This window comes from Haladaptatus sp. W1, assembly GCF_001723155.1.
Taxonomy (GTDB): Archaea; Halobacteriota; Halobacteria; order Halobacteriales; family Haladaptataceae; genus Haladaptatus; species Haladaptatus paucihalophilus.
This window is the reverse complement of record NZ_MEIH01000163.1, coordinates 1-5,147: the sequence shown is the minus strand read 5'-3', so window position 1 is coordinate 5,147 and position 5,147 is coordinate 1. Positions and strand designations below refer to the sequence as shown.

The window sequence follows — 5,147 nt, the reverse complement described above, 5'->3', positions numbered from 1 at the left end:
GACTGACGAATACAGCCGCGAGGAACTGCTGGCCGCACACGATCAACTCATCGACAACGACAACGACGACGGGCTTCGAGCGGACGGCGGGGTCGTCGAGGACGACACCGCCCCCGTGGTCGTCAAAATCGGCGGCGCGCGGGCGGTGAATCCCGACGGCGCGCTGTCGGACGTGGCGCACCTCACCGCAAACGGACAGGACGTCGTGGTCGTCCACGGCGGTTCGACGGCGGTGGACGACACGCTCCACGAACTCGGCGAGGAACCCGAGTACGTCGAGTCCACCAGCGGTGTCATGGGCCGGTTCACCGACGAGAAGGCGATGGAGGTCTTCGAGATGGTAATGCCGGGCAAGCTCAACACCGAGTTGACGGCGAATCTGCAGAACGAAGGCGTCCGCTCCATCGGACTGTCCGGCGTGGACGGCGCGCTCCTGACCGGCCCGCGCAAGTCGGCCGTCAGGGTGGTCGAGAACGGCAAGAAGAAGATACGTCGCGGCGACCACTCCGGAAAAATCGAGGACGTGAACGCCGACCTCCTCGAAACGCTCCTCGACGGCGGATACACACCCATCGTGACGGTCCCCATGCTGGCCGACGACGGAACGCCGGTCAACGCGGACGCGGACCGCGCGGCGGCGGCCATCGCCGCCGCGCTCGGCGGAGAACTCGTCGTACTGACGGACGTGCCCGGCCTCCTCGAAGACCCGGACGACGAGACGACGCTCATCGAACAAGTGGGCACTCCCGAGGAGATGGAAACCGCGAAATCGGCCGCTGAAGGGTTCATGACGAAGAAGGTCATGGCCGCGACGGAGGCGCTCGAAGGCGGTGCGGAATCCGTCGTCGTCGCGGACGCGAACAACCACGACCCGATCACGGCGGCGCGGAAGGGGCACGGAACGCGCTTTACGCCCGCCTCGCTGGGGGTGTCGTCATGAGCGGCTTCGTCTACAACGAGAAGCCGATTCGAATCGCGAGCGGCGAGGGACCGTATCTCTACGCGGAGGACGGAACCGAATACCTCGACTTCGGCGCGAGTTACGCGGTCACACCGGTCGGCCACTGCCACCCGGACGTGGTTTCCGCCGTTCAGGAACAGGCCGCCGAACTGCTGTTCGTCCACGCGTCGTATCCCACCGACGCCCGCGACGACCTCTACGCGAAACTGGCCGCCGTCGCCCCCGAGGGCCTCGAAAACGTCTGGCTCAACAACTCGGGAACCGAAGCGAACGAGGCGGCGCTGAAGTTCGCCCGGAGCGCGACCGGGAAGTCGAAACTCGTCGCCGCGAAGCGCGGCTTCCACGGCCGGACCATAGGGTCGCTGTCGGTGACGTGGAAGAAGAAGTTCCGCGCGCCGTTCGAACCCCTCGTGGACGACGTGGAGTTCGTCACCTACGGCGACGAGGAGGAACTGGCCGACGTCATCGACGACGACACGGCGGCCGTCATCCTCGAACCCGTCCAGGGCGAGGGCGGCGTCAATCCCGCCACGAAGACGTACCTTCAGGCCGCCCGCGAGTTGACCGAGGACGCCGGAACGGCCCTGATATTCGACGAGGTGCAGACAGGCCTCGGCCGGACGGGTGCCTTCTGGGCGTGCGAACACGCCGGCGTCACCCCCGACGTGCTCACGACGGCGAAGGGGTTGGCGAGCGGCCTGCCCATCGGCGCGACGCTCTGTGCCGACTGGATAGCCGAGTCCGCGGGGTCGCACGGTTCGACCTTCAGCGGCAGTCCGGTCGTCAGCGCGGCGGCGGAGGCGACGCTCTCGGTGCTCGTGGGGGAGAACTTGCCGGAGCACGCCGCCGAGATGGGCGAGTACCTCCGTTCCGAACTCGAAGCCGCCGACCTGCCCGTCCGCGAGGTTCGCGGCCACGGCCTGCTCGTGGGTATCGAGGTCAAACGCGGAGCGAACCGCGTGTTGAAGGAGCTGGCGCTGTCACACGGCGTTCTCGCGCTTCCGGCGGGACGGAGCGTCGTCCGCCTCCTCCCGCCGCTGACGGTGGACACGGAACACGTCGATACCGTCGTTTCCGCGCTGGCCGACGTGCTGGGAGGGAACGAATGATGGGAACGATGATAGATTCTACTTCTGTATCACAAGCCGACGCGCACGATTTGCTGGTCGAACTGGTCGAAACGCACTCAGTTTCGGGCGAGGAAGCGGATTGTGCCGAACGACTCGCTGCCTTCCTCGAAGCGGAGGGCCGCGACGTGTGGATCGACGACGTTGGCAACGTCCGCGCCCCCGGAAACGGGGTGCTCCTCACTTCGCACATCGACACCGTGCCCGGCGACGTCCCGGTCGAACTGGACGACGGAATCCTCCACGGTCGCGGAAGCGTGGACGCGAAGGGGCCGCTCGCCGCGATGGCGGTCGCGGCGGTCGAAACCGGCGCGAGCTTCGTCGGCGTCGTCGGCGAGGAGACGAACTCGCGCGGCGCGCGCTACCTCGTTTCCGACGTGGACGAACCCGAATTCGTCGTCAACGGCGAACCCAGCGGCTGGGACGCCCTGACGCTCGGGTACCGCGGCTACCTGACTGGTACTTACTCGGTCACGGTCGATTCCGTGCACACCTCCCGCCCGGAACCGAACGCGATTCAGTACGCGACGGAGTGGCTGACGCGCGTCGAATCGGCGTTCGACACGGCGGCATCGGACGCCGACGAATCCTCGACGGCGACCTCGGTGACGGTGAAACCCGTCGAGTTCGACGGCGGTCTGACCCCGGACGGCTTCGCCACGGAGGCGACGGTCGAAATTCAGTTCCGCATTCCGTCGAGCACGACGGCCGAAGAGATTCGGTCGGTCGCCGAAGCCGAACTCGATGTCGGAGAGCTGTCGTGGAACACCCCGATTCCGCCGACGCTCTCCAGCCCGCGGACGGAGTTGGGTCGTGCGTTCCGCGTCGCCATCCGCGAGGAGGGCGGCGACCCCTCCCTGCTCCGGAAGACGGGGACGAGCGACGCGAACCTCTACGCCGAGGCCTGGGACTGTCCGGTCGTCACGTACGGACCGGGCGACTCCTCGCTCGACCACACGCCCGAAGAGCACATCGAACTGGTCGAGTTCGACAGGTCGATTTCGGTGTTGACTGACGTTTGTGAAGATTTGGAGGTGGATGCATGACGCGCCACTTCCTCGACGTGGACGACCTGTCGCCGGAGGAGGTGGCGGAGGTGCTGGCGCTCGCGTCCGAATACAAGGAGAGCGGGTCGCCGCACGCGCTTTCCGGCCAGACGCTCGCCATGCTGTTCGAGAAGCCGAGCACGCGCACTCGCATCTCGTTCGAGACGGGAATGACGGACCTCGGCGGACACGCCATCTTCCTCGGGCCGAACGACACGCAACTCAACAGGGGCGAACCCCTCTCCGACACGGGGCGGGTGCTCTCGGGCTACGTGGACGCCGTGATGGCCCGCGTGTTCGAACACAATAGTCTGGTCGAGATGGCCGAACACGCCACGATTCCGATAATCAACGGGCTTTCCGACGTGGCGCATCCGTGTCAGGCGCTCGCCGACCTCCAGACGATTCGAGAGCACTTCGGCGGGTTCGAGGACCTCACGGTCGCGTGGGTCGGCGACGGCAACAACGTCGTCAACTCCTTCGCCATCGCGGCCTCGACGGTCGGTATCGACCTGACCATCGCAACTCCCGAGGGGTACGAACCCTCGACTGACGCCATCTCGACGGCGGCCGCCCGCGGACCGAAGCCGACGGTGACGAACGACCCGGACGCGACGGTCGCGGACGCGGACGTCGTCTACACCGACGTCTGGGTCAGCATGGGCGAGGAGGACGAACGCGAGTCGAAACTGGCCGCGTTCGACGGCTTCCAACTGAACGAGGAGTTGCTCCCCGACTCGATGCCGGTCATGCACTGTCTGCCCGCCCACCGCGGCGAGGAAATCACCGGTAATGTCCTCGAAAGCGACCGCTCCCTGTCGTGGGACCAAGCGGAAAACAGGCTTCACGCACAGAAGGCGCTCCTCGCGTTCCTCGCGGAAAAACGGTGAGTCAGCGCCGGTAGGCGATGGCGAACACCGCGCCCAACAGGACGCCGTAGACGACGTGGCCGACGAGGCTCACGACGTCGAACGTCGGGACGGCGAGCGTCATGCCGACCGCGCCGAGCCAGAACGGCATGACGAAACTCGCGGCGACGACCCACAACACGATTCCGTACGCCACGCCGATTCCGGCCGTCGGGCCGGGACGGTCGGCGTACGCTCGAAGTCGCGTCATCGTCATCACGGCCCCGAAGACGAGACCGAACACGACGCTGTTGAACAGGTGGGCGACCCAGCCCATCGTCGTCCCGTCGAGTCCGTACAACGCCGCGACGGTCGGCAGCACCCCCATCGACTGCAGCAGCAGGCCGAACACGATGCCGCCAACCAGCCCCCCGAGTATCGAACTCGACCACGTTCTGTTGACAACCCCGCGTTCTCTGATTCGCTCGCCGATGGTTTCGCTCCGTTCTTGTGCCATATGTGAGCGTAGACCACGGTAGTTGATGTGGGTTTTCGCAGGAACCGAACAGGACGGTTTCCTGTCCGATAGCCGTCCCACGAGCGAATAGCCTTTTGCCGGTGTCACGCTACCTCTAGGTGGGTGAGAACGGGGGATGACTCGACTCGGTTTCACGGGGGACGTGATGCTCGGGCGGTTGATAAACGAACGACAGCAACGGCGGAGCGTCTCGGGGGTTTGGGGCAACGTCGAAGGGACCCTCCGCGCGCTCGACGGTCTGTTCATCAATCTCGAATGCTGTCTCTCCGCGGGTGGTACGCTGTGGACGGACACGTATCGTCCGTTTCACTTCCGGGCCGACCCGGACTGGGCGATTCCGGCGCTCGAATCGGTGGGCGTCGAATGGGCGAATCTGGCGAACAATCACGTGCTGGACTACGGCCCGGACGCGCTCGCGGACACGGTGGGTCACCTTGACGACGCCGAAATCCGCCACTCGGGTGCGGGGGCCGATTTGGAAGCGGCCTGTTCCCCCGCGTTCGTCACCGTGGACGGGTTGGAGGTCGCGTTCGTCTCGTTCACCGACAACACGCCGGAGTTCGCGGCGAAGGCGGACAAAGCCGGGACGGCGTACGTGAACTTCGACGTCACCCACCCGCAAGCGGT

Annotated in this window: 6 protein-coding genes; 5 read left to right on the top strand and 1 reads right to left on the bottom strand. The window is 66.1% G+C overall.

Annotated elements, in window-relative coordinates; all coding sequences use genetic code 11:
* The 4 genes from BG842_RS08750 to argF all read left to right on the top strand — a co-directional run.
* Positions 1 to 940 (top strand): acetylglutamate/acetylaminoadipate kinase (locus BG842_RS08750; protein WP_394327465.1); only part of this gene is annotated, 940 nt, incomplete at its 5' end.
* Positions 937 to 2,070 (top strand): aspartate aminotransferase family protein, encoded by a 1,134-nt coding sequence (locus BG842_RS08745; RefSeq protein WP_069450468.1) that lies wholly within the window; start codon positions 937 to 939, stop codon positions 2,068 to 2,070. The genes BG842_RS08750 and BG842_RS08745, both read left to right, overlap by 4 nt.
* The gene (locus BG842_RS08740; RefSeq protein ID WP_175424108.1) at positions 2,067 to 3,134 is read left to right on the top strand and encodes a [LysW]-lysine hydrolase; all 1,068 of its coding nucleotides are present in this window, start codon (positions 2,067 to 2,069) and stop codon (positions 3,132 to 3,134) included. The genes BG842_RS08745 and BG842_RS08740 overlap by 4 nt, the downstream gene beginning before the upstream one ends.
* The gene (argF, locus tag BG842_RS08735) at positions 3,131 to 4,024 is read left to right on the top strand and encodes an ornithine carbamoyltransferase (protein ID WP_069450467.1); all 894 of its coding nucleotides are present in this window, start codon (positions 3,131 to 3,133) and stop codon (positions 4,022 to 4,024) included. The genes BG842_RS08740 and argF overlap by 4 nt, the downstream gene beginning before the upstream one ends.
* 1 nt (position 4,025) lies before the next feature.
* On the opposite strand, the gene BG842_RS08730 is transcribed toward argF, so the two are convergent.
* Positions 4,026 to 4,499, bottom strand: coding sequence for a hypothetical protein (locus BG842_RS08730; RefSeq protein ID WP_069450466.1), 474 nt, complete (start codon positions 4,497 to 4,499; stop codon positions 4,026 to 4,028).
* Positions 4,500 to 4,665: 166 nt separating this feature from the next.
* On the opposite strand from BG842_RS08730, the gene BG842_RS08725 reads away from it, so the two are divergent.
* Positions 4,666 to 5,147 (top strand): CapA family protein (locus BG842_RS08725; protein WP_394327466.1); only part of this gene is annotated, 482 nt, incomplete at its 3' end.

Bases quoted from the DNA above. Each gene is read 5' to 3' on its own strand.
- BG842_RS08745 (WP_069450468.1), top strand. From the start codon at position 937: ATGAGCGGCTTCGTCTACAACGAGAAGCCGATTCGAATCGCGAGCGGC.
- BG842_RS08740 (WP_175424108.1), top strand. From the start codon at position 2,067: ATGATGGGAACGATGATAGATTCTACTTCTGTATCACAAGCCGACGCG.
- argF (WP_069450467.1), top strand. From the start codon at position 3,131: ATGACGCGCCACTTCCTCGACGTGGACGACCTGTCGCCGGAGGAGGTG.
- BG842_RS08730 (WP_069450466.1), bottom strand. From the start codon at position 4,499: ATGGCACAAGAACGGAGCGAAACCATCGGCGAGCGAATCAGAGAACGC.